A 24,288-nucleotide genomic window follows, 5' to 3' on the forward strand; every position below is an offset into this window, starting at 1 on the left:
GGCCCACGTCCGACGGATCGATGGGCAGGTAGGGCACCTCCCAGCGCTGCTCGCCGCGGGCCACCGCTTGCTTGCGCGCGGCGAGACCCTTCTTGATGGCGTCCTGGTGCGAACCGGAGAACGCGGTGAACACCAGGTCACCGCCCCAGGGGTGGCGTTCGCCGACCGGGAGCTGGTTGCAGTACTCGACGGTGCGGCGGATCTCGTCGATGTCGGAGAAGTCGACCTGCGGGTCGATGCCCTGGCTGAAGAGGTTCATGCCCAGCGTCACCAGGCACACGTTGCCGGTGCGCTCGCCGTTGCCGAACAGGCAGCCCTCGATGCGGTCCGCGCCTGCCTGGTAGCCGAGCTCGGCCGCGGCCACGCCGGTGCCCCGGTCGTTGTGCGGGTGCAGCGAGAGCACGACCGCGTCGCGGCGCTCCAGGTTGCGGTTCATCCACTCGATGGAGTCGGCGTAGACGTTCGGCGTGGCCATCTCGACTGTCGCGGGCAGGTTGATGATCATCGGCCGGTCCGGCGTCGGCTGCCAGATCTCGGTGACCGCGTTGCACACCTCGGCCGCGTACGACAGCTCGGTGCCGGTGTAGGACTCGGGCGAGTACTCGAACCGGAAGTCGGTGTCGGAGTACTTGCCGGCGAACTCCAGCACCATCTCCGCCGCCGAGGTGGCGATCTTCTTGATGCCCTCGCGCTCCTCGCGGAACACCACGCGCCGCTGCAGGATCGAGGTCGAGTTGTAGATGTGGACGATGGCCTTGTTGGCGCCCTCGAGGGCCTCGAAGGTCCGCTCGATCAGCTCGGGCCGGCACTGCGACAGCACCTGGATCGACACGTCGTCCGGCACCGCGCCGTCGGCGATGATCTCGCGGACGAAGTCGAAGTCCGTCTGCGACGCGGCCGGGAAGCCGACCTCGATCTCCTTGTAGCCCATGCGAATGAGCAGGTCGAACATGCGCCGCTTGCGGGCCGGGGACATCGGGTCGATCAGTGCCTGGTTACCGTCGCGCAGGTCGACCGCGCACCACTGCGGCGCCCGGGTGATCACCTTGTCCGGCCAGGTCCGGTCCGGCAGCGAGATCGGCTCGACGAGCTGCGCGAACGGCTTGTAGCGGTGCACGGGCATCGACGTGCCGCGCTGGGTGTTCCATGCGGGCTGGTCGGCGGGTGCCGGCCGGGCCGGCATGCGGATGTTGCTGGTCGCGGTGCGTTGGACGTCCGGAATGCTCATTGGGGGGAGTCTCCTGCTGGTCACTGACTCTGACAGACCGGCAAGGCTTCGCCCCGCGGCGGGGAGCCGGTCTGGTCAGGCCCCGTCGCGGCAACGAAGGAGGAGAGCACGCGCCACGGACGACAGCCTAACCACCGAGCCGGACGGATCAGAAGTCGGGCGTCCACATTGTGGGCCGAACGGGCTACCGGGTTGCTCCACGGTGGCGGGTTTCGTCACGCGCAACGCGGGCACTCGTATGCCATGACTGTTCGTACCGCCAGCGGCACGGCCGCACGTGTTATCTCACTCGTGGGGGCGGTCCTCGCGCTCATCGAGGTCATCTACATCCTTTTAATCCTGTTCGGCGCGGACGCGGGCAACGGGTTCTTCCGCTTCATCGCCTCCATGGCGGAACCACTCGCCCTGTTCTGGCCGGGCCTGTTCCCGATCGAGAACTACCAGCTCGACGTGATCGTCAACTACGGTCTCGCCGCGGTGTTCTGGCTGGTCGTGGCCGGCGTGCTCGCAAGGCTCGTGGGTCGCTGGTAAACGTGTCAGACTCCCACCATGTCCACCGTTACCCGGTCGAACGTGGTGGGAGTCGTCGCGAACGTGGTCCGCTGGATCGGACTGCTGTTCGCACTGGTCCTCGTCGTGCATGTGCTGCTGACGGTGGGCGAAGCCAACCCGGCGAACGGCATCACCAGGTTCTTCGCCAGGACGGCCGATCCGCTCGCACTGGCGTTCAAGAGCCTGTTCATGCCGGAGAGCGCGCAGTTGCGGGTGCTGGTCAACTACGGCCTCGCGGCCGTGTTCTGGTTGGTGGTCTCGGCCGTTTTGTCACGGCTGGTGCGTCGCCTGTCCTGATGTTGGCTCACCAACCGCCGACGACGATCCGGCGCGCGGTCGCGGCGATGTCGGCCACGACCAACGCGTCGTAGTTGCAGAGCACGACCGAGACCACATCGCTCGCCGGGAACCATTCAACATACGCGCCGACGCCCGGCGCGCCGCCGTTGTGCCCGAAGGCCCACTGGTCGTTGACGAGCAGGGCGTGCGGGCCGTAGGTGCCGAACCTGAGCTGGCGCGGCATCAGCCGGCTGTCGGTCCACCGCCCCGGCTCCTTCCTGCCCAGGTAGACGGTGTGCACGGGCGTGAGGAGTTCGTTGTCGCGCAGGGCGGTCATGAAGCGTGACAGGTCGCCGGCGGTCGCGTGGGAGTTGCCGGCCGGTGTGCCGATGAAGCCGATGCCGATGTTTCCGTCGAGTGCCTCCACCCGCTGGCCCGCCGCGTCGAGCGCGTACGGGTGTGCCATGCGCGGGTCCTCCCGCCACCTCGGCTTGGTGTAGAAGTCCGAACTGGACATCCGGGCCGCCTGGAAGACGTGCTCGCGGACGTTGTCGTGGTACGAGCGTTCCGTCACGGCCGCCACGATCTCGCCGAGCACGTGGTAGCCGGAGTTGCTGTATGCCGTTGTGGTGCCGGGTGGGAACACGAGCGGGGCCTCGCGGATGATCTGGGTGATCCCGGCCATGACCTCCTCCGGGGTGTCCCAGGTGTCCTTGCCCGCCTGCCACTCCTCGGTCCTGAGGTAGTCGCCGAGACCTGACGTGTGCAGGAGTAGCTGGTGGACGGTGACGGCGTTCGCGATCTCGGGTGGGAAGCCGTCGAGATAGGTGCCCAGCGTCTGGTTTAGCTCCAGGGCGCCGCGTTCGGCGAGCTGGGCGATGGCCAGACCGGTGAAGACCTTCGTGACCGAGGCCAGTGAGTAGATGGTGTCCGGGCCGTTGGGGATCGACCGTCGCCTGTCGGCCATGCCGTACGAGCGGGACAGGACCGGGCGGCCCCGGTGTGTGAGCAGGACGGTGCCGGAGAAGACGTCCCGTTCCGCGAGGTCGGCGACGTACCGGTCGTACTCGCCGCCCGGGCGGAGGCCGGCCGGCAGCGAGCCGCGCCCGCTCGCGTGTGCGGTCGCCGGGGCGGCCAGCGCCGCGACCGGGGCCGCGCCGAGCACGGTTCGCCGGCTGTGTTGGTTTGCCATGAGCTACACCTAGCGGCCGGAACCGCTCGGGGGCCGATGGCCGAGTCATACGTGATCAATAGGTCCTGCTTGCGCCCGCTGTGTAGAACGTGTTCTAGTTGTGCCGTGGACACGATCCCGGCCGCTGTCGAGGACGCCGCGCGTCGGTTCGGTGCCGCCGAGGCACTCGTCGACGGGCCCGTGCGCATGAGTTGGCGGGAGTTGCACGAGCAGGTGCTCGCCGCCGCCGGACTGTTCGTCGGGGGCGGGGTGCGGCCCGGCGACCGGGTGGCGATCTGCGCGCCCAACACACACCACTGGGTCCTGATGGCGCTTGGCGCGCTGTCGGCCGGCGCGACGCTGGTGCCCCTCAACACCCGCTTCACCGCCCCGGAGACCGCGGACATCCTCGACCGCACGGCAGCCAAGGCGCTGGTGGTGGCCGACGATTTCCTCGGCCGCGACCGGCTCGCCGAGTTGCGGGCGGGCGGACACCGCGTGCCGGAGCTCGTGCTGCCCCTTTCGCCGGGGACCCCGTGGCGCACGCTCGAACCGTCTACTGTGGACGTCGAGGTTGGCCCGGACGACGTCAGCGACATCCTCTTCACCTCCGGCACCACCGGGCGCAGCAAGGGGGCGATGAGTGCGCACCGGCAGGCACTCGCCGTCGCGCGGGCGTGGGCCGAACGCGGCGAGGTCACCTCAGCCGACCGGTACCTCGTGATCAACCCGTTCTTCCACAGCTTCGGCTACAAGGCAGGCATCCTCGCGTGCGTGCTGACCGGCGCGACGATCGTGCCGCAGGCCGTCTACGACGCCGCCCAGGCGGCCACACTCGTGCACGACGAGCGGATCACTGTCATGCCCGGCGCGCCGACGATCTTCCAGACCATGCTCGACCTGCCCGACGTCAACCTGAAGACGTTGCGGCTCGCGGTCACCGGCGCCGCGGTCGTGCCGGTGCCGCTGGTCGAGCGGATGCAGGCGGAGTTCGGCACTGTCCTCACCGCGTACGGCCTCACCGAGGCGGTCGTGGCCACCATGTGCACGCCCGGCGACGACGCACGCACGGTCGCCACCACCTGTGGCCGGCCCGCCGCCGACATGGAGCTGCGCATCGGCGACCAGGACGAGGTGCTCCTGCGTGGCCCCAACGTGATGCTCGGCTACCTGGACGATCCCGAGGCGACGAGCGCGGCCATCGACGCGGACGGCTGGCTGCACACCGGCGATGTGGGCCGCGTCGACGAGCACGGGAACCTGTCGATCACCGACCGCCTCAAGGACATGTACATCTGCGGCGGTTTCAACGTGTACCCGGCGGAGGTGGAGCAGGCGCTGGCCCGCCTGCCGGGGGTGGTGGAGTCCGCTGTGGTCGGTGTGCCGGACGAACGGCTCGGTGAGGTGGGCAAGGCGTTCGTCGTCCGCCGCGGTACCGAGCTGTCCATTGAGGACGTTCTGGCGCACTGCAAGACCTTGCTGGCCAACTACAAGATGCCGCGCCAGGTCGAGTTCGTCGACCAGCTGCCCCGCAACGCGTCCGGGAAGGTGCTCAAGATCCAGCTGCGGCGGTGAAGTTGTCCGCGTACTCGGCGCTCGGCGGGATCTCGGTGATCACGTCGACCAGCACGCCAGCCGGGTCGGCGACGATGAAGTGCCGCTGGCCGAACGGCTCGTCGCGCAGCTCGAGCACGGGCGAGAGTCCTTCTCCGGCGACCAGCCTGCGGTACTCGGCGTCGACGTCGTCGACCTCGATGTTCAGGAGCAGGCCCGCGACTGGTGTGCGGTAGCCCTCGGGGATCGTCGGGTGGCTGGCGTCGAGCACGGCCAACTCGTGGTCGCCCCGGCGCAGGCTCACGTACCAGTCGGTCGTGAAGACGACCTCGAAGCCGAGGAGCCGGACGTAGAAGTCGCTGGTCTCGGTGACCCGGTCGGTGCAGATCACGGGATAGAAGCTCGACATGCGCATGGTTGGTCCCTTGGTCTCAGTGAAAGATACATACCTTCGGTCGGTATCCTGGACGTTAAGATACCGACCGAAGGTATGTCAACTAGGATGCCGAGCATGCGGACGAAGGCTCAGCAACGTGAAGAGACCACCCGGTCCCTGGTGGGACTCGCCCGCGCTCTGTTCGCGGAGAAGGGCTATCCGAACGTGACGCTGGCGGAGGTCGTGGCGAAGGCGGGCGTCACGAAAGGGGCGCTGTACCACTACTTCGAGGGCAAGGACGACCTGTTCCGCGCCGTACTGGCGGAGGTGCACGAGGAGGTCGCCCGCCGCGTCGGCGAGGTCGACGACACGGACCGGTGGACGCGGCTGATCAAGGGCTGCCGCACGTTCCTGGCCGCGGCCACGGACCCCAACCACCACCGGATCATGCTCGTCGACGGCCCAGCGGTACTGGGCTGGCAGACGTGGCGCGAACTGGACGCGACAACCTCCATGCGCCACCTGACGGAACTGCTGCAGGAGTTGATCGACGAAGGCACCCTCGTGGACCAGCCGGTGATCCCGCTGGCCCACCTGCTGTCCGGCGCGATGAACGAGGCCGCCCTCTGGCTGTCCGCAAGCCCAGACCCCTCCCGCGACCTGGACCAGGCAATGACCGCACTAACCCGAATGCTGACAGGCCTACGCCCAACCCCCACCTGACTCCGCGAGTCGCGCGTTCGGCCCCTGCGAGTTGCGGGGGCTGAGAGCGAGACTCGCGAGGTTAGGGGGTTCGTACAGTGGGCATCGGGAGTTGTACTGGGCCGGTTTCCGGGTCCTGGCAGGCGTCGTGGCACTGTGCGTCGAGGGTGCAGCACAGGGAGCAGATCGGGCCCTGCTGCTTGATGCAGTCGGCGATGTCCGGGACCTCGTACGGGTCTCCGCACACCGCGCACACGTGCGTGGCCAGTAGGTCCGCCTCCGTAAGCCGGACCGTGTTCTCCCTGGCCAGGTAGTACTTTCCCTTCGTCGCGAGTGCGAGTACCGGGACCAGTGCGACCGCGATCACCAGCGCGAGCAGGGGGCTGAACGCCGCCATGTACTCCCCGAACGCGCCGAAGTACGCGGCGATCGACAGTGTCGAGGCGACCACCATCGAGCCGAACCCGACCGGGTTGATCTTGTGCAGGTACGCCCGCTTGAACTCGACATACCGGGGCGACAGGCCGAGCGGCTTCGCGATCACCAGGTCCGCGCACACCGCGCCGATCCACGCGATGGCCACGTTCGAGTAGAAGCCGAGGATCTTGTTCAGCAGCCCGAACGCGCCGAACTCCATGAGTGCCAGTGCGATCCCGCAGTTCACCAGCACGTACCAGACGCGGCCGGGGTGCTTGTGCAGCACGCGGGAGAAGAAGTTCGCGAACGACAGCGACCCCGAGTACGCGTTCGTCGTATTGATCTTGATTTGCGAGACCACCACGAAGATGGCCGCGAACGTCAGCGCCACGGGGCCGAGCGCGGGCCGCACCGCCTCCAGGTAGGGCGCGATGGGTTCGAGTGCGGCCGTCGAGCCGACGGCGCCGAGTGCCAGGAACGCCAGCAGCGCGCCACCGATCTGCTTCGCGGCGCCGAGGATCACCCAGCCCGGACCGGCCGCGATCACCGCCGTCCACCAGGCCCGCTTGTTCGTAGGCGTTTTCGCTGGCATGAACCGCAGGTAGTCGGCCTGCTCACCGATCTGCCCGATCAGCGACAGCGCGACGCCCATGCCGAGCCCGAAACCGATGGCGGAGAACGTGCCGCCGTCGCCGTCGAGCCCCGCGAACGACGCGAACTCGCCGAGCCGCGCGGGTTCCCGGACGGCCACCACCACGAACGGAAGGATCAGCCCGGCGATCCAGATCGGCTGCGTCCATGTCTGCATCTTCGCGACCGCACCCATGCCGTACAGCGCGAAGGGCAGGACGATCAGCGTCGACAGGAGGTACCCGACTGCCAGCGGCAGCCCAACCGCGAGTTCGAACGCCTGCGCCATGATCGACCCCTCGAGCGAGAAGAAGATCACCGTGAAGCTGGCGTACACCAGCGAGGTCAGCGTCGAACCGAAGTAGCCGAAGCCGGCGCCCCGCGTCAGCAGGTCCATGTCCACGCCGTATCGCGCGCACGCTGCCGCGATGGGGATGCCGGTCAGGAAGATGATCACGGCGGCGGCGAGGATCGCCAACACCCCGGACGAGAAGCCGTAGGTGAGGACGATGCTCGCACCGATGGCGAAGTCAGCCAGGTAGGCGATGCCGCCGAGCGCGGTGCCGGCCACGACGAGCGGCGACCATCTCCGGAACGAATGTGCCGCGAACCGCAGGGAGTAGTCCTCGCGGTTCTCGTTCGCGGCGAGAGGTGCGTAGCTGCGCTGTGGTGCCACCGTCTCGGTCATGGACCGAAGCTAGGAACCGAACGTTGCGTCGGTGTGACGGTCGGTGTCGAGACGGTGACAACAATCGTATATCCGCGCCGATCAGGGCTTCTGCATGGTGATCAGCACGTTCGAGCGCCGCGGCGGGATGCGGGTCTCGCACGTCCGGTGCCAGCCCGGCATCGTCTTCTCGATCAGGCCGTTGATCTCGTCGAGCGGCATGAAGCGCACGGTGGCGTCGCCGGAGACCCAGCGGTCCGCGTAGTAGGCCATGGACGAGCCGATACCGGGGCGACGCTCCCAGTCCTTGACGGCCACCGTGCCACCCGGCGCCGTCAGCGCGGCGGCGTCCAGGAGCACCTGCTCGCGGTCCGCCTCCTGCACGTGGTGGAGCACGTCGCAGATCACGATGAGGTCGAAGGGGGCGACGCCCTCCTCGAGCAGCTGCGTCGTCAGCACCTTCCGGAACTCGATCCCGCGCCGGTCGCCCTCGTACATCCGGCCCGGCTCGGCGATGCCCGGGTCGATGCCGAGCAGCTCGATGTTCGGCATCACCTCGCGCAGCGAGGCCGCCATCACGCCGTCCCCGCAGCCGATCTCCAGCACGCGCTTGGCGTCGGGCGCCAGTGAGCCGATCGTGACCGCGAGGCTCTTGAGGTCGATGAAGGCGTCGCGGTAGATGCGGATCGCGGTCGGCTCGAGCGGGCCGAGTACACGCCGTACGGCAGACCCCAGCGGCATGATGTTCCCCAATCGTGCAAGGGCGTGGAGGCTCAGACCGCGCACAGCTTACGCCCAGGCGGTTATCTGTTCGTGATGCCCTGGAGAATCAGGCGAAGGTACTGGTCCGCGAGCTGTTCCGGGGCGAGGCGGCCGTCCTGGCGGAACCAGCGCACCGCCACCCACACGGAGTCACGCAGGAATCGGTAGGTGATCTCCGGGTCGAGGTCGGCGCGGAAGCTGCCCGTCTCGATGCCGTCCCGGAGCACCGTGATCCAGATCCGCCTGACCTCCTCCTCGGCCTTGGTGAGATAGGCGAACCGGGGGATCGTGCGCAGGTAGTTGCGCTCGTTCTGCAGCACCGTGATGGCCGCGCGGTGCTCGCCGAGCGAGCGGAAGGCCTCGGTGACGAGGCCGCGCAGCGCGGTGACGGGCTTGCCGCCGGCGATTTCGCGGTAGGTCTCGACCAGCTCGTTGAGGTAGCTCGAAAGCAGCTCGTCGAGGATGGTCTCCTTCGAGTCGAAGTGGTGGTAGAGGCTGCCGGACAGCACGCCGGCGGCGTCCCCGATGTGGCGAACCGTGGTGGCCCGGTAGCCACGTTCGGCGAAGAGTTCCGCCGCGATCCGCACCAGGTCGGCACGCCGCTCGGAGGGCCTGCTCCGTGATTCCGCCATGTTCTCACTCCCACACCCAAGCGCTAGCTTGGTAGCCTAGCATCGTGGCTGACGCCTTCATCGTCGATGCGGTCCGCACGCCGGTCGGCCGGCGCGGCGGCGGTTTGTCCGCCGTGCACCCGGCCGATCTTGGCGCGCACGTCCTGCGTGCGCTCTTCGACCGTGTCCCAGTTGACCCTGCCCTGGTGGACGACGTGATCTTCGGATGCGTCGACACGATCGGACCTCAGGCCGGGGACATCGCCCGGACCTGCTGGCTCGCGGCCGGCCTCCCGTCGGAGGTGCCGGGGGTGACAGTGGACCGGCAGTGCGGCTCGTCGCAGCAGGCCGTCCACTTCGCCGCTCAGGCCGTCATGTCGGGCACCGCGGACATCGTGGTGGCCGGCGGCGTGCAGAACATGAGCGCCATCCCCATCTCGGCGGCCATGCTCGCCGGCAGGGAACACGGCTTCCCCGACCCGTTCTCGACGTCGGAGGGCTGGCGTGCCCGCTACGGCGACCAGGAGATCTCCCAGTTCCGCGGCGCCGAGATGATCGCGGCGAAGTGGGGTGTCACGCGTGCCGAGATGGAGGACTTCGCGCTGCGCAGCCACCAGCGCGCCATCGCCGCGATCGACGCCGGCTGGTTCGCCGGGGAGATCGCGCCGGTCGGCGAGGTGTCGGTGGACGAGTGCCCCCGCCGCGACACCAGCCTGGAGAAGATGGCCGGGTTGAAGACGTTGGTCCCGGACGGCCGGCTCACCGCTGCGCTGGCGAGCCAGATATCCGACGGCGCGGCCGCGTTGCTGGTCGTGTCGGAACGCGCGTTGCGGGCGCACAACCTCACGCCACGGGCCAGGGTGCACCACCTCAGCGCGCGGGGTGGCGATCCAGTGATCATGCTGGACGCGCCCATCGCCGCCACCGAGTACGCGCTGTCCCGGGCCGGTCTGACCATCGCGGACATCGACCTCGTGGAGATCAACGAGGCGTTCGCCAGCGTGGTGCTGGCGTGGCTGCGGGAGACGGGCGCGGATCCCGACATCGTGAACGTCACCGGCGGCGCGATCGGACTCGGCCACCCCCTCGGCGCCACGGGTGCCCGGCTGATGACCACGTTGCTCGCCAACCTGGAACGCACGGGCGGTCGCTACGGCCTGCAGACCATGTGCGAGGGCGGCGGACAGGCGAACGTGACGATCCTGGAGCGCCTGTGACCTTTGCGGACAAGGTTGTCCTCGTAACTGGGGGAACCCGGGGCGTCGGCCTGGGCATCGTGCGTGCGTTCGCCAAGGCGGGCGCACATGTCGTGACGTGCGGTCGGTCCGAGGCGGACAGCGAGGTGCGGTACGTCAGGGCTGATGTCCGCGATCCGGCGCAGGTGGACACTCTCGTGTCCACTGTGGTGGATGAGTACGGCCGTCTGGACGTGGTCGTCAACAACGCGGGCGGTGCGCCTCCGGTGCTGGCGGCCACGGCCTCGCCACGTCTGCACCAGAAGATCATCGAGCTGAACCTGCTCGCGCCTCTTCACGTGTCCCAGCGCGCGAACACCGTGATGCGGCAACAGGATTCGGGTGGCGCGATCGTGATGATCGGCAGCGTGTCCGGCACCCGGCCGTCGCCAGGCACCGCCGCGTACGGCGCGGCGAAGGCGGGCCTGGCGAACCTGGCGACCTCGCTCGCGGTGGAGTGGGCGCCGAAGGTCCGGGTCAACACGGTCGTGGTGGGACCGGTGGACACCGAACTGTCCCCAATGCACTACGGCGACGAGGCAGGCGTGGCGGCGGTCGGCGCGACGATTCCCATGGGCCGTATGGCAACCCCGGCCGACGTCGCCGAGGCCTGCCTGTACCTGGCGTCACCGGCGGCCGCCTACGTCACGGGCAGCACGCTGACCGTGCACGGCGGCGGTGAGCGACCGGCGTTCCTGGACGCGTCTAACGCGGAGGAGATCTCGTGATCTGCGAAGGTCGGGTAGTGGTGATCACGGGCGGTGCCAGGGGAATCGGCGCGGCACACGCCGAGGAGTTCACCAGACAGGGCGCCCACGTGCTCGTCAACGACGTCGAAGGCGGCGACCACGATGCCGACGTGTCCACCTGGGACGGTGCGAAGTCGTTGGTGGACAAGGCTGTCGACGAGTACGGCCGCCTGGACGTGCTCGTCAACAACGCCGGCATCGTACGGGACCGCATGCTGGTGTCGACGAGTGAACAGGAGTGGGACGACGTGGTGCGCGTGCACCTGAAGGCCCACTTCCTGACCATGCGGCACGCGGCGGAACACTGGCGCACCAGGTCGAAGGCCGGCGAGCAGGTGCACGGCCGGGTCATCAACACCAGCTCGGGCGCCGGCCTGTTCGGCAGCGTCGGCCAGGCCAACTACTCGGCGGCGAAGGCCGGCATCCTGGGTCTGACCCTGGTGGCGGCGGCCGAACTCGCCCGATACGGGGTGACGGTGAACGCGATCGCCCCGTCGGCCCGCACCCGCATGACCGAGAAGCTGTTCCCCGATCTCGCGGGCCCGGAGGACATCGCCCCGCTGGTGGTGTGGCTGGGCAGCGAGGAGTCGGCCGGCGTGACGGGTCGCGTGTTCGAGATCGAGGGCGGCAAGATCGGCGTGGTGCAGGGCCACCAGCGCGGCCCGTCGGTGGACCGGGGCAGCCGCTGGCCGGTGACGGAGGTCGGCGCCGCGGTGGCGGAGCTGATCGCCAAGACACCCGAGGAGATCCCCGTCTACGGCGCGTGAGCGTCACAGCATGGGGCGGACCATCGCGGCGACCAGGCCGCCGTCGATGACCAGGTCCTGTCCGTTGATGTAGGACGCCTCGTCGGAGGCGAGGAAAGCCACCGCACCCGCGACGTCCTCCGCGGTGCCGAACCGACCGGCGGCCACCGCGGCGACCACGCCTGGCTGGGCCTCCGGCGAGACGTTGTCGTGGAACATGGGGGTCTCGATGTAGCCGGGGCTCACGGAGTTGACGCGGATGCCCTTGGGCGCCAGCTCGGCCGCGAGCGTGTGCGCCAGGTTGTGCACGGCTGCTTTCGTTGCCGCGTAAAGGGATGCTCCGGCCATGCCGCGGTGCAGCGTCCACGACGCGTTGATCACGATCGCGCCGCCGCTGGCCAGCAGCGGCACGGTCTTCTGGATCGTGAAGAACACGCCCTTGAGGTTGATGTCCACTACGCGGTCGAACTCGGCCTCGGTGATCTCGCCCTGCGGCCCGAACGACGCCACGCCGGCGTTGGCGAACACCACGTCCAGCCGTCCGTACCGGTCCCGGACCACGTCGGTGAGCGTGTCGAGGTCGGCCAGGTTCGCCACGTCGCCGGGCACCGCGAGAACGCCAAGTTCTTCGGCCGCGGCGTCGAGCTTTGCCTTGTCCCGCCCGGTGATGACCACCTGCGCGCCGTCGGCGGTCAACCGCCGCGCTGTCGCCAGGCCCATGCCGCTCGTGCCGCCGGTGATGAGTGCGATCTTTGCCATGACGCCAGCCTGTCCACGACGACACGGCGGCGACAGGGCGTGCCGATCCGGGGTCTGGCACCACCAGCCTCAGCGCGGGTTGTACAGCTCCAGGAACCAGCCGGCGTGGTCCACCACCGCGAGGGTGGTCAGGTCGTAGAACAGCTCACCGGCCTCGGGGTGCCGCACCGCCTTCACGGTCTGGGCGGGTGCGCCCACGTCGTGCCGGTCCCACAAGGTGGCGAACTCGGGGCTCATGGCGCGGAGTTCGCCGGCCACCCGCTCGAACTCGGGGTCGCCGGGCACCACGTCGGCACGGAAGGCCGCGACGACCTCGGGCGCGACCTGCGCCCAGTGGACGTGCATGTCGCGGTAGCGGGCGTTGGTGAAGAAGGTGATCAGGCAGTTGCGGTCGTCGTCGCCGAAACCGAAGACGGTTCGCGCCGCGTCGTTGACGGCCAGCAGGTGCCAGTAGCGGTCCCGCAGGATCGCCGGCGGCGCCCACGCGTCGAGCAGGCGCCGCAGCTCCGGGGTGACAGTGCCCTCACGAGCGGCGGCGGCCGGCGGGTTGAGCCCGGCCAGCACGTACAGGTGCGCCCGCTCGGGCTCGGTCAGGCGAAGCACCCGGGCGATCGCGTCGAGCACCTCCGCCGAGACGTTGATATCCCGGCCCTGCTCGAGCCACGTGTACCAGGAGACCCCGACCCCGGCCAGTACGGCGACCTCTTCCCGGCGTAGCCCCGGCGTCCGCCGGTTGCCGCCGGCCGCCATGCCGACGTCCTCGGGGACGAGCCGTGCCCGGCGCGTGCGCAGGAAGTCACGCAGCTCCTCGCGACGAGAACCGCTGGTCATGATCCACGGTAACAACGCCGCCAGTGCTGTGACCGCAAACGGCCGCCGGGCCCGGCGGTCTCCCGGCTCGGCTGAGCGAGCCGGCGAACGTACGCCGCGCTGGCCAGCGACCTTGGCGCTGAGGTCCTGGACGGCCCGCCGCCGGGCTGGGACCGGACCGCCCGCCGCTAGATCCCGTCGCCGGGAAATTCGGCAGGACCGTCGACACCTATCTGGCCACGTTGAAGACGCCGACGCCGGGTGCCCGGTGTGCGGCTGTCGAACCGGCCGAGACCGAGGTGCGGGCAGCGGTCACTCCCGGTTGGACGCGCTGACCTGTGTCGGCGGACGTGGGTCCCCATGGGCTCACGTCCAAGCCGCTAGAAGACCGGGTTGCCCCACTCGCCGGTGAACGCGATCTCGCTGAGCGGCTTGCGGCGGCGCGGTGCCAACTCCTTCGCGCGACGTTCCTCGTCGAGGAGATCTGGCGAGCCCAGCGTGCCCAGCGCGATCACCACCTGCGGCGCCACGTCGGTGGGCAGCGAGAACACCAGCTTCGCGCCCTCCTTGTTGAACCCGCCCATCTGGTGCGCGACCACGCCCTCCGCGACCGCCTGCAGCACCAGGTTCTGCGCGGCGAGGCCGACGCCGTACTCCGGCATCGGGATGGTGCCCTTCTCGTTGACCGTCATCGCGCACGCCATGATCAGCACGGCCGCCGGGTGCGCCCAGCCCTTGTTGCGGGAAGACAGCAGATCGAACAACCGTGCGTACGTCTCGTCCCCTCGGCGGCCCACCAGGAACCGAGCCGGCTGCGTGTTGCCGTTCGACGGTGCCCACCTGGCCGCCTCCAGCACGGCACGCAGCTGCTCGTCGGTGACCTTGCCGTCCGGGTCCAGTGCTCGCGGGCTCCACCGGGCCGCGATCAGCGGGTGGACGGGAACACTGGTCTCGGCATCCCTGGAAGTAGTCATCAGATCGCGTAACCCCACGATGTCAGCGCGTATGCCCCGAACCACGAGCTCGCCACCGCCAGCCCGCTCAACGTCACGGCCACGGTGGCCGGTTGTCGTCTGGCCAGGCCGGTCGCCACCGGGATCAGCAGCGTGAACGCCGGCAGCATCAGCCGCGCCTTGGAGTTCATCAGACCGTTGGACGCCAGGTCCATGGCCAGCACGCCAGCCGCGTAGACGATCAGCGGCCACTCCTCCCGCTGGACGATCATGATCACCAGCAGGGCGATGGCCAGCAGGACGAACCACACGGTCGCGACTTCGAGCACCGACCTGGCGTCGGCCAGCGCGTCCAGCGAGAACCGCAGCGTGGCCGCGCCGCCGTCGAAGCCGGTGCCCCAGCCGCGTTCCTGCAACGCGAACCAGCCGTCCCACTCGCCGGTCCGGACCCCGACCCACGCCAGGTAGCCGAACAGGCCGACCGGTGCCAGCAGGGCGCCGACCCACGTGCGCCACGAGGACTTTCCGGAGACGATGGCCACGACCGCGGCCAGGCACACCGCCAGCACCAGCGCCGCCCCGGTGGACCTGACCAGCCCCGCGAGCGCGCAGCAGATCCCGGCCAGCAGCCACCGCCGCTCCAGCACGCCGACCAGCGCCCACGCCGCGAGCGCGCAGAACATGGCCTCCGAGTACGCCATCGACAGGACGACCGACATGGGTGCCGCCGCGAACAACGCCACCAGGATGAGGCCCGTGCGACGCGAGCCGCCGCGGATGTGCGAGCCCAGCCGGACCAGGGCGTACGAGCAGACCACACCGGAGACGATCGTCACGGTCAGTGCCGACGTGACCAGGCCGATGCCGCCGTCGCCGTCGATCGCGGCGAACCACCGCACGACCGTCGGGTAGCCGGGGAAGAACGCGAGCGGGGTCTCGGCGCTGCGCTCCCCGAACGCGTCGACCAGCCCGACCGGCACCCCGTCGTACCCGCCGCTCGCGATCGCGAGGAACCACTGCCCGTCCCACGACCGCAGCGACTCGGCCACCGAGTGGTTGTTGCGGCTCGCCATCCACGTCAGCACCAGCAGGCCCAGCTCACGGATGCCGAGGAAGATCAACGCGGGGGCGACCGCGGTGCCGGCTCTGTGCAGGGTCCACGCCGGTCGCCGGGACACAGTCTCCTCGGCCGAGTCCTCAGCCTCGGCACGCGTCACGTCCGTCGCCGACACCCCGATCCTTCCGCCGGTTCCCCGTGCCAACAGAGTATGGCGGGTGTTCGCGCACGTGGCGGCGGCCACACGTAGGACCGAAAGGATTCGCCCGCTCAGTTACGCTCCCTGGAGAAGCATGGCGAGGAGGTAGCTGGCAGTGGCGCTCGTGGTCCAGAAGTACGGCGGGTCATCGCTGGAGAACGCCGACCGGATCAAACGGGTGGCAGAGAGAATCGTGGCGACCCGCAAGGCCGGCAACGACGTGGTGGTCGTGTGCTCCGCGATGGGTGACACGACCGACGAACTGCTCGACCTCGCACAGCGGGTCAACCCGGTGCCGCCGTCCAGAGAGATGGACATGCTGCTCACCGCGGGTGAGCGCATCTCCAACGCCCTGGTCGCCATGGCCATCAGCGCGCTCGGCGCCGAGGCCGTGTCGTTCACCGGCTCGCAGGCCGGGGTGATCACCGACTCGACGCACGGCCGGGCCCGCATCATCGACGTCACGCCGAGCCGCGTGCAGCAGGCCCTCGACGACGGCTACATCTGCCTCGTCGCCGGCTTCCAGGGCGTGAGCCAGGACACCAAGGACATCACCACGCTCGGCCGGGGCGGCTCGGACACCACCGCCGTCGCGCTGGCCGCCGCGCTGAACGCCGACGTGTGCGAGATCTACACGGACGTGGACGGCGTGTTCACGGCGGACCCGCGCATCGTCGCCGACGCGCGGCGGCTCGACCGGGTGCCGTACGAGGAGATGCTGGAGATGGCGGCGTCCGGGGCGAAGGTCCTGATGCTGCGCTGCGTCGAGTACGCCCGCCGCTACGGCGTCCCCATCCACGTCCGCTCGTCGTACACCAACAAGCCGGGCACCATCGTCACCGGCTCAACGGAGGACATTCCCGTGGAACAGGCCATGATCACCGGGGTCGCGCACGACCGCTCCGAGGCCAAGGTCACCGTCACCGGCGTGCCGGACAAGGCCGGCGTCGCGGCCCGGATCTTCCGGACGGTCGCGGACGCCGAGATCGACATCGACATGGTGCTGCAGAACGTGTCGAGCACGGTGTCCGGCCGCACCGACATCACGTTCACGCTGTCGAAGGACAACGGGCCGACGGCGGTCGCCGCGCTGGAGAAGATCAAGGAAGAGTTGGGCTTCGCGGCGGTGCTGTACGACGACCACGTCGGCAAGGTGTCGCTCGTCGGCGCGGGCATGCGGTCGCACCCGGGTGTCACGGCCACGTTCTGTGAGGCCCTCGCCGCGGCCGGCGTGAACATCGAGATCATCAACACCTCGGAGATCCGCATCTCGGTGCTGATCAGGGACACGCAGCTCGACGAGGCGGTGCAGGCCATCCACGCCGCGTTCGGGCTCGGCGGCGACGAGGTCGCCCAGGTGTACGCGGGGAGTGGTCGGTGATGGCACCCACGCTGGCACTGGTCGGCGCCACCGGCGCGGTCGGCACGGTGATGATCGACATCATGAACGGCCGGCCGGAGTGGCCGTGGGGCGAGGTGCGGCTGATCGCGTCGGCCCGCTCGGCCGGCAAGAAGCTCACGGTCCGCGGCCAGGAGCACACGGTCGTCGCGCTGTCACCGGAGGCGTTCGACGGCGTGGACATCGCCATGTTCGACGTGCCGGACGAGATCTCCGCCGAGTGGGCGCCGATCGCGGCCGCACGCGGCGCCGTGGTGGTCGACAACTCGGGCGCGTTCCGGATGGACGACGACGTGCCGCTCGTGGTCCCGGAGTGCAACCTCGACAAGATCGACGACCGGCCGCGCGGGATCATCGCCAACCCGAACTGCACGACCCTGTCGATGATGGCCGCGCTCGGCGCGCTGCACCGGTCGTTCGAGCTGCGTGAGCTGGTCGTGGCCTCCTACCAGGCCGTGTCGGGCGCGGGTGTGGCCGGCGTCGACCGGCTGTACGCGGAGCTGGCCGCGGTGGTCGGCAAGGGCGTCGGCGTGCGGGCGGGTGACGTGCGGGAGGCCCTGGAGGCGGCCGGGCTGAACCTGGCCGACTCGCCGTTCCCGGCGCCGCTCGCGCTGAACGTCGTGCCGTCGGCCGGCTCGTACAAGGGCGACGGCTGGTTCTCCGAGGAGCTGAAGGTCCGCAACGAGTCCCGCAAGATCCTCGGCATCCCGGACCTGAAGGTGTCGGCGACCTGCGTGCGGGTCCCGGTGGTCACCACGCACTCGCTGGCGGTGCACGCGACGTTCGCGAACGAGGTGACCGTCGAGCAGGCTCGCGAGGTGTTCGCGGCCCAGTCGTCGGTGGTCCTGATGGACGACCCGGAGAACGGCGTGTTCCCGAGCCCGGCTGACGTCGTCGGCGGCGACCCAACCTACGTTGGCCGGATCCGGCAGGCGCTGGACTTCCCGAACACGTTGGACTTCTTCGTGTGCGGGGACAATCTGCGCAAGGGCGCGGCGCTCAACACCTACGAGATAGCGGAGTCCCTCGCTGTTCGTTAGCCCGAACGGTGGTCACTGTCCCCCAAGTCGGTAGACGCAGAACGGTTTTCCGGTACGTTCAGCTCCGCCGGGACGGTCGGGGGACCGTGACACCGTGGAGCGACGAAGCATGACCGCAGCCCGACCTCGGGCACTCCGGCCAACGCAGTGGGCGCTTTTCACCGCGCCGCAAGGCGTGCTGCCGCTGTACCTCACCGTGGAGACGGCAGCGGTCGCGCTCGTGGTGCTGTTCCCGGGGCCGCCGCCGACCGGGCTCGACTGGGCACGGCTGGGTGCGTTGTTCGGCGTGTCGTTGCTGCAGACGGAACTGTCGCTGGGCATCGAGAAAGCACGCCGCTACCTGGCGGACGGCCCGCACATCAGCATGACCTCGGTGTGGATGTTCGGCGGCGCTGTCGTGCTGCCGGCAGGCATGGCCGTCGCGCTGACCGTGGTGATCTACCTGCACCTGTGGCTGCGGGTGTGGCGACCGGTCCAGGGCCGCTCCGCGTACCGGGTGGTGTTCTCCGCGAGCACGATCCTGCTCGCGTGCGTGGCGGTCGGCCCGCTGATGCGGCTGTTCGGCGTCAGGAACGTGCTGGTCGACGGCTGGGAAGGCTGCCTTGTCCTGATCGCGATCGTGGTGGCCGGGCTCGTCTACACGACGATCAACGGCGTGCTGGTCGCGATCGGTATCAAGCTCCACCACCCGACCCGCCCGTGGACGAAGACCATCGGCACCAAGGCGGAGAACGCACTGGAGCTGGCGACACTGAGCCTTGGCGGTGCGACGGCGGTCGTGCTGGTGACCCAGCCGGTGCTGGTCGGGCTCATCCTGCTGCCGGTGATCGTGTTGCACCGCAACATCCTCATGCGCCAGCTTGAGGAAAAAGCCGCCCAGGACTCGAAAACCGGCCTGCTCACCGACGCGGAGTGGCGCGTCCGGTTGTCGAACGAGCTCGTGCGCACCCGCGAACAGTTCGCGGTGCTGATGGTCGACCTCGATCGGTTCAAGCGGGTCAACGACACCTACGGACACATGGCGGGTGACGCCGTGCTGCGCAAGGTCGCCGACACGATCAGGGGACAGCTACGGGCGTACGACTCGGTGGGCCGTTGGGGCGGCGAGGAGTTCGCCGTCCTGCTGCCACAGATCTCCGACAGCGGCGCCCGCCACGTGGCCGAACGCGTCCGGCTCGCGATCACCGCCCTGGCGGTCACCGTGACGATCGACGACAAGACACACGTGATCAGCGACCTGTCGGTGTCGGTCGGCGTGGCCTGCTACCCGGACGCGGGCACCACGGTCGACGGCCTGGTGCACGCCGCCGACACGGCCATGTACCGGGCGAAGCGAGCCGGCCGCAACACGGTGGTGAGCAGCGCGGATCAACCGGTCCCGGCTCCTCGTCGAGCCGTGCCGACAAGTCCACCCAACCTCCGGCTGCGCCCGCCGTCCTAGTCAACGTGGAGATAAGGATCGCGCGCCCAGAAGACACCGCCGCGGTGGCGGAGGTACACATCGCTGCCCGAAACACCTACTACGACGGGCATGTCGATGCCGCCGTACTCGACCGTCGAGCGGCGGAACTACGCGGGATCTACCGGGACATCCCCGAGCGGTTCAACCGCAAGCTGTGGTGCGCGGAGGTGGACGGCGAGGTCGCCGGCATGGCACTGACCGGGCCGCCGATGAACTGGCTCGGCCCATGGGTGGGGCAACTGCACCAGATCCACGTACACCCGAACCACTGGCGCAAGGGCGTGGGCACCGCCCTGCACGAAACCTGTGTCGAGGCATGGCGCGAGGCGGGTGTCACCGTGGGCGTGCTGGAGGTGTGGTCCAGCAACGACCGCGCCCAGTCGTTCTACGAAAGCCACGGCTGGCGCCCGGACGGCCACACCCGCCCGGGCCCGGGCGACACCACCTACGTCCGGCTCCGCCGAACCATCATCTGAGCGGTCACCAGGGGATGACGCCGGCGTCCTCGAAGAAAGAGCCGGTCGGGCCGCCGTCGGGCAGCGTGGCGAGCCGAATCGCGATGGCGGCGCCCTGCTCGGGAGTGCGGGGCGCCTGGAAGCCGGTGAAGTCGGTCGCGACCAGCCCCGGGCAGGCGGCGTTGATCAGGATGTTCGTGCCGGCGAGCTGGCGGGCGTACTGGACGGTGACGGCGTTGAGAAACGTCTTCGTCGGCGCGTAGGCCGCCATGACCGGGCCGATCTCGACGTCCGGATCCGCCTGCAGGGTCAGGGAAGCGACGCTGCTGGAGACATTGACGATCCGAGGCGACGCCGAGCGGCGCAGCAGCGGCAGCATCGCGTTGGTCACCCGGATGACACCGATGACGTTGGTCTCCACGACCGCGCGGACCATGTCCAGGTCGAGCGTGGTCGGGTCCTGTACCCAGCCCGGCCCCACCTCTCCCGAGACGCCGGCGTTGTTGACCAGGACGTCCAGGCGCCCGGCCTGCCGCTCGACGAGTTCCGCGGCCGCGGTGACGTTCCGGTCGTCGGTCACGTCCAGCGGTACGCCGAACACGTCGAGCCCGGCCGCGCTCAGCTTCTCGACAGCGATCTCGCGCCGGGCCGCGTCACGGGCGCCCACCCCCACGCGATAGCCGAGAGCACCCAGCCCGGCCGCGATCTCGTACCCGATCCCCTTGTTCGCGCCGGTCACCAGCGCGATCTTCTGTTCGCTCACGCGGTCGATGGTGGTCCCGGCGGCGGGCGCAGCTCCAACACCGATCCGGTGCGCTGTGATACTCGCCAGGTATCACAAGTACGTTGGCGGAGTGGACCTGTTGGAGACCCGCGAACTGCGGTACTTCGTGACCGTCGCCGAGGAGCTGCACTTCGGCCGCGCCGCCGAGCGCCTCGGCATGGCCCAGCCACCGCTGTCCCGGGCGATCCAACAGCTGGAGCGGCGCCTCGGCGTCACCCTGCTGACGCGCAACCGTCGTGGCGTCACCCTCACCGACGCCGGGGAGGTCCTGCTGAACGAGGGCCGCGCGACACTCGACGCGGCGGAGGCCGCCGCCAACCGCACCCGCCGCGCGGCCGCTACCGGCAACCGCCTCGTGCTGGCGGTGAAGAGCGGCGCGGACCACGAGCTGCTGCGGAAACTCCTCGACGTCTACGCCGCCGAACCCGATGCGGCCGACGTCGAGGTGCTGCTGTGCGGCATCGGTGAGCAGCCGAAGCTCCTGCGTGACGGTCGCGCCGACGCCGCACTCGTGCACCTGCCTTTCGACCCCATCGCCGGCTTCGACAGCGAGGAACTGCTTACCGAGGAGCAAGTCGCCGTCGTGCCCGCCGACCACCCCCTCGCCGCGCGCTCGTCCCTGACCATGGCCGAGATCAGCAACGTCCCCGATCTGCCGCTGGCCCGCTGGCCCCGCCTCGACGGCACCTATCCACCTGGACCGGGCCCCAAGGTCCGCGACCAGTCGCAGCTGGCCCAGCTGATCGCCCTCGGACACACCATGGTCGTCATCCCCTTCTCCAGCCGCGCCTGGCTGTGGCCCGACCACACCGCCGTCCCCGTGACCGACGCGCCGCTGGTCACGACCCTCATCGCCTGGCCCCCGCACAGCCGCTCCCTCGCCCTCGCCGGGCTGATCCGCACAGCCACACGACTGTGACGTCAGGCTCGCCGCGTCAGTCGGCCGCCGGCGTTGTGGAAGCGTGCCTGGCCGTCGCGGACGTCGTGGTAGGAGACGAGCAGCAGGCGTAGGTAGCCGTCGAACGTCTCGAGCGGGTAGCCGGCCGGCGCGAAGAGGCCGGGGCGGATCGGCACGTAGCGCTGCGGCGGGGCGGAGGTCGCGCCGCCGGCGAACTCGGTGAAGATCCGCTTCTGCGACTCGTCCGCCGGTTCGTAGGTCATCCGCTCCTCGAGCTGGCCGTCGACGATGCTGACGTCGATGCGGAGCTGGTTGGAGCGGTAGGTGCCCACATAGGGGGCGAGGTCGACGTCCTGCGCCAGTTCCGTGACCAGCGTGGGGATCTGGACGCCGACGTGCTCACGCAGCAGGTGCTGCAGGATCTGGTCCTGCAGCATGATCGCCCCCGGGTTGTTGCCGAAGGCGGTGAAGACCAGGTCGTGCTCTGGTACGACGCACAGGATCGACACGCCGCCCGGAGACGCACCCGACATGGCGAGGACGGTCGTGTCCCCGAACGGGTACCGCACCCAGCCCAGGCCCATCGGCGGGACGTTCGGGGTCGCCATGTCGTGCGAGGTCTGCTGCATCAACGTGGTCAGCTCGGCCGACAGGACGCGCGTGCCGGACGGCGACACGCCGCCCGCGAGGTGGGTGCGTCCGAAGGCGAGCAGGTCGTCGACGGTGCCGATCGGCGTGCCGCCGGCCGGCCCCCACGTGTCGGGCAGCATGAACATGTTGGTGGGCTTGGCCGCCATGGTCTCGGGGTCCAGGAAGTGCCCGACGGCCGTGCTGCGCAGGATGGCCTGCTCGGCCGAGGTGCTGGAGTTCGCCATGCCGACCGGTGCGTAGATGTCCCGCTCGAGCAGGTCGTGGAAGGACATGCCGGTCACCACTTCCAGGAGGCGACCCGCGACGATCATGCCGCCGTTGGAGTAGCTGAGCTGCTCGCCGGGTTCGAACATGGTGCCGCAGCTGCTCGCCAGACCTTCGACGTAGGTCTTCAGGGCGTCACGGCCCTTGGCGTCCGGGAAGTACAGATCCGCGTCGATGCCGTTGGTGTGTGAGATCAGGTGCCGAACCAGGATCTTGTTCACGTCGCTCGGCGCGGCCAGTGCGAGTTCGGGAAGGTACTTCACCACCGGCGCGTCGAGGTCCAGCTGTCCACGCTCGACCTGCTGCAGGACCAGCGTGGTGGTCAGGACCTTGGTGACAGAGCCGAAGAGGAACCCGGTGTCCTCGATCATCGGCGCCCCGGTGGCGACATTCGCGACACCGTGGGCGACGACGATCTGCTCCCCGGCGTGATAGACGCCGGCGACGAACCCGGGGACGTTGTTGGACTCGCAGTAGGTGGCGACCTGCTCGCGGAGCTGCGCTTCGACGGTGTGGAGTGCGTTGTCGTTCATGCAAACCATCGTCTGACCCTGCCCCAGGGGCAAGGTCAAGCCCTGACCCCAAGGGCCGCTTCGCGTTCAGGGCATCGCCGATGTCTCGAAAGACGCGCTGATGACGTTCAACGACCCGAAAGCGTCTTTCGAGACATCGCCGGTGGGCGCAGCGGAACCACCGAACCGCACCAAGACCATCGGTGGATCTGGGTTGAGCCTCCCGAAGCGCACACTCGAGGCACCGCGGCCGCGGTCAGCGGTCGAAGCGGCCGGTCTTGATCTGTTGGATGAACTCGGACAACCCGGTCACGGACAGTTCTGGGCCGGCTGGCCGCTTGCTGTCGCGGACCGCGGCCAACGTGCGGTGCAGCTCCACGCAGTTTGTGGTGTTGGCGCTCCGGCTGCTTTTGCGCCACGACGGTAACGTCGTCATGTTGACTCCATATGGTTGATCAACTCGGTGATGAGCCCGGAGGTTTTCTCCTGGCACATCGCCACTCGACGTTCCCATTCAGCCGCCTCGCGGTAAAGCTTGGTGTCCACGGGTCTGTGCAAGAACAATCCCGACCTGCGGTTCTCCAGGTGAACGATCGGCTCGCCCTCCTTCGGTTCGATCACCGTGAAGGCACCTTCGAGCGCGGGGTGCCACCCGCTGGCGAAGGGCACGACTCGCAGATCGATATTCGGACGCTCAGCCATTCTCAACAGATGCCGCAGTTGCTCGATCATGACCTGCTTGTCGCCGAGCATCTGGCGCAGCGAGGCTTCGCCGATCAGCGCGACGAATTCAGCCGGGTTGTCCTCTCGGATGATTGAATCTCGACGCCCGATGCGTACGGCGGTTCGTGTCTCGACTTCCTTGGGTGACACCGCGGTGGACATGATTGCCCTGATGTAGCCGGTTGTCTGCAGGAGGCCGGGGACGAGGAGCGGTGAGACCTCCGTGATAATCCTCGCGTTTCGTTCGAAGTCGAGCAGTGCCTCCATCTGGTGTTGTTGGTCGGGCAGCGTCACCGCCAACCACAGCGGATTTCCTGTGCCGCGGGCCAGTTCGATGATCGCCTCGGCGCGTTCTCCGTTGACGCGCAGGTGGGCCAGCATCGTCGCCGTCTGTTCGGTCGTCGGCACGCGGTGCCCGTTCTCGATCTTGCTGAGGATCGTGTGATGGATGCCGACTAGTTCGCCTAAAGTCATCTGGCTCATGCCGATGGCATTCCGGGCCTCGCGAAGAGCGGTGCCCAACCTCAGTGCTTTCGGGGTCGGCGTATTGGCGGCCATGTGCAAAACCGTACTGCGTGATGGAAACCGTCCGAATTTTATACGCTGAGTCGACAATATTTGACTGCAATATGCCAAGTGTGCA

Annotated in this window: 26 protein-coding genes; 12 read left to right on the top strand and 14 right to left on the bottom strand. The window is 68.9% G+C overall.

The features are described from left to right. Window positions 1–1,228 (bottom strand): 2-isopropylmalate synthase (locus VF106_RS04925; RefSeq protein ID WP_330838346.1); only part of this gene is annotated, 1,228 nt, incomplete at its 3' end. A 243-nt stretch (window positions 1,229–1,471) separates the two neighbouring features. On the opposite strand from VF106_RS04925, the gene VF106_RS04930 reads away from it, so the two are divergent. Both VF106_RS04930 and VF106_RS04935 read left to right on the top strand, forming a co-directional pair. Further along, window positions 1,472–1,759, top strand: a complete 288-nt coding sequence (locus VF106_RS04930) for a hypothetical protein (protein WP_330838347.1) — start codon at window positions 1,472–1,474, stop codon at window positions 1,757–1,759. Between the two features lie 18 nt (window positions 1,760–1,777). Next, window positions 1,778–2,077: a hypothetical protein gene (locus VF106_RS04935; RefSeq protein ID WP_330838348.1), complete on the top strand. Its 300-nt coding sequence runs from the start codon at window positions 1,778–1,780 to the stop codon at window positions 2,075–2,077. A gap of 7 nt (window positions 2,078–2,084) precedes the next feature. On the opposite strand, the gene VF106_RS04940 is transcribed toward VF106_RS04935, so the two are convergent. Continuing rightward, a complete protein-coding gene (locus VF106_RS04940; protein ID WP_330838349.1) occupies window positions 2,085–3,251 on the bottom strand; it encodes a serine hydrolase domain-containing protein in 1,167 nt (388 codons plus the stop codon). 105 nt (window positions 3,252–3,356) lie between these two features. On the opposite strand from VF106_RS04940, the gene VF106_RS04945 reads away from it, so the two are divergent. Further along, window positions 3,357–4,805, top strand: a complete 1,449-nt coding sequence (locus VF106_RS04945) for a FadD3 family acyl-CoA ligase (RefSeq protein WP_330838350.1) — start codon at window positions 3,357–3,359, stop codon at window positions 4,803–4,805. Here VF106_RS04945 and VF106_RS04950 read toward each other — a convergent pair. Continuing rightward, on the bottom strand, window positions 4,783–5,199 hold the full coding sequence (locus VF106_RS04950) for a VOC family protein (protein WP_330838351.1): 417 nt from the start codon (window positions 5,197–5,199) through the stop codon (window positions 4,783–4,785). The genes VF106_RS04945 and VF106_RS04950 overlap by 23 nt on opposite strands. Before the next feature lie 96 nt (window positions 5,200–5,295). Between VF106_RS04950 and VF106_RS04955 the strand changes: the two genes are divergently transcribed. Next, entirely contained in the window at window positions 5,296–5,883 is a 588-nt protein-coding gene (locus tag VF106_RS04955; RefSeq protein WP_330838352.1) for a TetR/AcrR family transcriptional regulator, read from the top strand. Between the two features lie 61 nt (window positions 5,884–5,944). Here the strand turns inward: VF106_RS04955 and VF106_RS04960 are convergent, their stop codons facing one another. From VF106_RS04960 to VF106_RS04970, 3 genes are all read right to left on the bottom strand, one after another. After that, window positions 5,945–7,597 carry a purine-cytosine permease family protein gene (locus tag VF106_RS04960; protein WP_330838353.1) on the bottom strand — a complete coding sequence of 551 codons (1,653 nt, stop codon included), beginning with the start codon at window positions 7,595–7,597 and terminating at the stop codon, window positions 5,945–5,947. Window positions 7,598–7,678: 81 nt separating this feature from the next. Next, window positions 7,679–8,317 (bottom strand): class I SAM-dependent methyltransferase, encoded by a 639-nt coding sequence (locus VF106_RS04965; protein WP_330838354.1) that lies wholly within the window; start codon window positions 8,315–8,317, stop codon window positions 7,679–7,681. A 62-nt stretch (window positions 8,318–8,379) separates the two neighbouring features. Further along, on the bottom strand, window positions 8,380–8,970 hold the full coding sequence (locus tag VF106_RS04970; protein WP_330838355.1) for a TetR/AcrR family transcriptional regulator: 591 nt from the start codon (window positions 8,968–8,970) through the stop codon (window positions 8,380–8,382). 44 nt (window positions 8,971–9,014) lie between these two features. Here VF106_RS04970 and VF106_RS04975 point away from each other — a divergent pair, with 44 nt between their 5' ends. From VF106_RS04975 to VF106_RS04985, 3 genes are read left to right on the top strand one after another with little or no spacing between them, the layout of a single operon-like run. Further along, on the top strand, window positions 9,015–10,166 hold the full coding sequence (locus VF106_RS04975; protein ID WP_330838356.1) for an acetyl-CoA C-acetyltransferase: 1,152 nt from the start codon (window positions 9,015–9,017) through the stop codon (window positions 10,164–10,166). Continuing rightward, window positions 10,163–10,912, top strand: coding sequence for an SDR family oxidoreductase (locus VF106_RS04980; protein WP_330838357.1), 750 nt, complete (start codon window positions 10,163–10,165; stop codon window positions 10,910–10,912). Before VF106_RS04975 ends, VF106_RS04980 begins: the two co-directional genes overlap by 4 nt. Further along, entirely contained in the window at window positions 10,912–11,700 is a 789-nt protein-coding gene (locus tag VF106_RS04985; protein ID WP_330838408.1) for an SDR family NAD(P)-dependent oxidoreductase, read from the top strand. The genes VF106_RS04980 and VF106_RS04985 overlap by 1 nt, the downstream gene beginning before the upstream one ends. Before the next feature lie 3 nt (window positions 11,701–11,703). Here the strand turns inward: VF106_RS04985 and VF106_RS04990 are convergent, their stop codons facing one another. From VF106_RS04990 to VF106_RS05005, 4 genes are all read right to left on the bottom strand, one after another. Further along, the gene (locus VF106_RS04990; protein WP_330838358.1) at window positions 11,704–12,438 is read right to left on the bottom strand and encodes a glucose 1-dehydrogenase; all 735 of its coding nucleotides are present in this window, start codon (window positions 12,436–12,438) and stop codon (window positions 11,704–11,706) included. Window positions 12,439–12,507: 69 nt separating this feature from the next. Next, window positions 12,508–13,269, bottom strand: coding sequence for a helix-turn-helix transcriptional regulator (locus tag VF106_RS04995; RefSeq protein ID WP_330838359.1), 762 nt, complete (start codon window positions 13,267–13,269; stop codon window positions 12,508–12,510). A gap of 359 nt (window positions 13,270–13,628) precedes the next feature. Then, the gene (locus tag VF106_RS05000; RefSeq protein WP_330838360.1) at window positions 13,629–14,222 is read right to left on the bottom strand and encodes a nitroreductase family protein; all 594 of its coding nucleotides are present in this window, start codon (window positions 14,220–14,222) and stop codon (window positions 13,629–13,631) included. Continuing rightward, entirely contained in the window at window positions 14,222–15,433 is a 1,212-nt protein-coding gene (locus VF106_RS05005) for a glycosyltransferase family protein (protein ID WP_330838361.1), read from the bottom strand. The genes VF106_RS05000 and VF106_RS05005 overlap by 1 nt, the downstream gene beginning before the upstream one ends. A gap of 139 nt (window positions 15,434–15,572) precedes the next feature. On the opposite strand from VF106_RS05005, the gene VF106_RS05010 reads away from it, so the two are divergent. The 4 genes from VF106_RS05010 to VF106_RS05025 all read left to right on the top strand — a co-directional run bounded on the left by VF106_RS05010 (window position 15,573) and on the right by VF106_RS05025 (window position 19,834). After that, window positions 15,573–16,838 carry an aspartate kinase gene (locus VF106_RS05010; protein ID WP_330838362.1) on the top strand — a complete coding sequence of 422 codons (1,266 nt, stop codon included), beginning with the start codon at window positions 15,573–15,575 and terminating at the stop codon, window positions 16,836–16,838. Further along, window positions 16,838–17,896 (top strand): aspartate-semialdehyde dehydrogenase, encoded by a 1,059-nt coding sequence (locus VF106_RS05015; RefSeq protein ID WP_330838409.1) that lies wholly within the window; start codon window positions 16,838–16,840, stop codon window positions 17,894–17,896. Before VF106_RS05010 ends, VF106_RS05015 begins: the two co-directional genes overlap by 1 nt. Before the next feature lie 109 nt (window positions 17,897–18,005). Beyond that, window positions 18,006–19,337 carry a GGDEF domain-containing protein gene (locus tag VF106_RS05020; RefSeq protein WP_330838363.1) on the top strand — a complete coding sequence of 444 codons (1,332 nt, stop codon included), beginning with the start codon at window positions 18,006–18,008 and terminating at the stop codon, window positions 19,335–19,337. Between the two features lie 5 nt (window positions 19,338–19,342). After that, window positions 19,343–19,834 carry a GNAT family N-acetyltransferase gene (locus tag VF106_RS05025; RefSeq protein WP_330838364.1) on the top strand — a complete coding sequence of 164 codons (492 nt, stop codon included), beginning with the start codon at window positions 19,343–19,345 and terminating at the stop codon, window positions 19,832–19,834. A gap of 4 nt (window positions 19,835–19,838) precedes the next feature. On the opposite strand, the gene VF106_RS05030 is transcribed toward VF106_RS05025, so the two are convergent. Then, window positions 19,839–20,576 (bottom strand): SDR family oxidoreductase, encoded by a 738-nt coding sequence (locus VF106_RS05030; protein ID WP_330838365.1) that lies wholly within the window; start codon window positions 20,574–20,576, stop codon window positions 19,839–19,841. 91 nt (window positions 20,577–20,667) lie between these two features. Between VF106_RS05030 and VF106_RS05035 the strand changes: the two genes are divergently transcribed. Further along, entirely contained in the window at window positions 20,668–21,516 is an 849-nt protein-coding gene (locus tag VF106_RS05035; RefSeq protein WP_330838366.1) for a LysR family transcriptional regulator, read from the top strand. 2 nt (window positions 21,517–21,518) lie between these two features. Here the strand turns inward: VF106_RS05035 and VF106_RS05040 are convergent, their stop codons facing one another. The 3 genes from VF106_RS05040 to VF106_RS05050 all read right to left on the bottom strand — a co-directional run bounded on the left by VF106_RS05040 (window position 21,519) and on the right by VF106_RS05050 (window position 24,203). Then, window positions 21,519–22,943, bottom strand: coding sequence for a serine hydrolase domain-containing protein (locus VF106_RS05040; protein ID WP_330838367.1), 1,425 nt, complete (start codon window positions 22,941–22,943; stop codon window positions 21,519–21,521). Between the two features lie 235 nt (window positions 22,944–23,178). Further along, a complete protein-coding gene (locus VF106_RS05045) occupies window positions 23,179–23,358 on the bottom strand; it encodes a DUF397 domain-containing protein (RefSeq protein WP_330838368.1) in 180 nt (59 codons plus the stop codon). Then, on the bottom strand, window positions 23,355–24,203 hold the full coding sequence (locus tag VF106_RS05050; protein ID WP_330838369.1) for a helix-turn-helix domain-containing protein: 849 nt from the start codon (window positions 24,201–24,203) through the stop codon (window positions 23,355–23,357). Before VF106_RS05050 ends, VF106_RS05045 begins: the two co-directional genes overlap by 4 nt. Window positions 24,204–24,288: the final 85 nt, after the last annotated feature.

It is taken from the genome of Actinophytocola sp., assembly GCF_036378875.1.
In the GTDB taxonomy this organism is placed as follows: domain Bacteria; phylum Actinomycetota; class Actinomycetes; order Mycobacteriales; family Pseudonocardiaceae; genus Actinophytocola.

Excerpts from the sequence above, each read along its gene's own strand:
- VF106_RS04995 (WP_330838359.1), bottom strand. The coding sequence starts at position 13,269 with ATGACCAGCGGTTCTCGTCGCGAGGAGCTGCGTGACTTCCTGCGCACG.
- VF106_RS04950 (WP_330838351.1), bottom strand. The coding sequence starts at position 5,199 with ATGCGCATGTCGAGCTTCTATCCCGTGATCTGCACCGACCGGGTCACC.
- VF106_RS04965 (WP_330838354.1), bottom strand. The coding sequence starts at position 8,317 with ATGCCGCTGGGGTCTGCCGTACGGCGTGTACTCGGCCCGCTCGAGCCG.
- VF106_RS04960 (WP_330838353.1), bottom strand. The coding sequence starts at position 7,597 with ATGACCGAGACGGTGGCACCACAGCGCAGCTACGCACCTCTCGCCGCG.
- VF106_RS04955 (WP_330838352.1), top strand. The coding sequence starts at position 5,296 with ATGCGGACGAAGGCTCAGCAACGTGAAGAGACCACCCGGTCCCTGGTG.
- VF106_RS05040 (WP_330838367.1), bottom strand. The coding sequence starts at position 22,943 with ATGAACGACAACGCACTCCACACCGTCGAAGCGCAGCTCCGCGAGCAG.
- VF106_RS05045 (WP_330838368.1), bottom strand. The coding sequence starts at position 23,358 with ATGACGACGTTACCGTCGTGGCGCAAAAGCAGCCGGAGCGCCAACACC.
- VF106_RS04990 (WP_330838358.1), bottom strand. The coding sequence starts at position 12,438 with ATGGCAAAGATCGCACTCATCACCGGCGGCACGAGCGGCATGGGCCTG.
- VF106_RS04935 (WP_330838348.1), top strand. The coding sequence starts at position 1,778 with ATGTCCACCGTTACCCGGTCGAACGTGGTGGGAGTCGTCGCGAACGTG.
- VF106_RS04930 (WP_330838347.1), top strand. The coding sequence starts at position 1,472 with ATGACTGTTCGTACCGCCAGCGGCACGGCCGCACGTGTTATCTCACTC.
- VF106_RS05000 (WP_330838360.1), bottom strand. The coding sequence starts at position 14,222 with ATGACTACTTCCAGGGATGCCGAGACCAGTGTTCCCGTCCACCCGCTG.
- VF106_RS05015 (WP_330838409.1), top strand. The coding sequence starts at position 16,838 with ATGGCACCCACGCTGGCACTGGTCGGCGCCACCGGCGCGGTCGGCACG.
- VF106_RS04970 (WP_330838355.1), bottom strand. The coding sequence starts at position 8,970 with ATGGCGGAATCACGGAGCAGGCCCTCCGAGCGGCGTGCCGACCTGGTG.
- VF106_RS05020 (WP_330838363.1), top strand. The coding sequence starts at position 18,006 with ATGACCGCAGCCCGACCTCGGGCACTCCGGCCAACGCAGTGGGCGCTT.
- VF106_RS04940 (WP_330838349.1), bottom strand. The coding sequence starts at position 3,251 with ATGGCAAACCAACACAGCCGGCGAACCGTGCTCGGCGCGGCCCCGGTC.
- VF106_RS05050 (WP_330838369.1), bottom strand. The coding sequence starts at position 24,203 with ATGGCCGCCAATACGCCGACCCCGAAAGCACTGAGGTTGGGCACCGCT.